We start from the raw sequence: 313 nt of genomic DNA, 5'->3' as shown, positions 1-313 counted from the left end.
AATTCATGCCGGGCAAGCAGGCCGGCCTCTCAGGCGCGTGCTGGCCGGACCGCATGATCGGCGACCTGCCGAATGTTTATCTGTATGCTTCGAACAACCCGTCGGAAGGCACGATCGCCAAACGCCGTTCGGCCGCGACGCTAATCAGCTATCTTACGCCGCCCGTCGCACATGCCGGGCTCTACAAGGGGCTGGTCAAGCTGAAGGCCTCGATCGCACGTTGGCGTGGACTCGCTCCGGGTGAGGATGCGGAGCGCGGCGATCTCGGGACATTGATCCAGGCCCAGGCCAGTGCACTGGAACTGACCAAGTC

The 313-nt window shown here is 63.3% G+C and carries 1 protein-coding gene; it reads left to right on the top strand.

All coding sequences use genetic code 11. From position 1 onward, the window contains the following. The coding region (locus OO68_RS49090; RefSeq protein ID WP_033314756.1) for a cobaltochelatase subunit CobN at positions 1-313 on the top strand (313 nt) is incomplete at both ends.

It is taken from the genome of Streptomyces iakyrus, from assembly GCF_000717055.1.
Lineage (GTDB): Bacteria > Actinomycetota > Actinomycetes > Streptomycetales > Streptomycetaceae > Streptomyces > Streptomyces iakyrus.
Note: the sequence above shows the minus strand (reverse complement) of the source record. Positions and strands in the feature narration are given on the sequence as shown.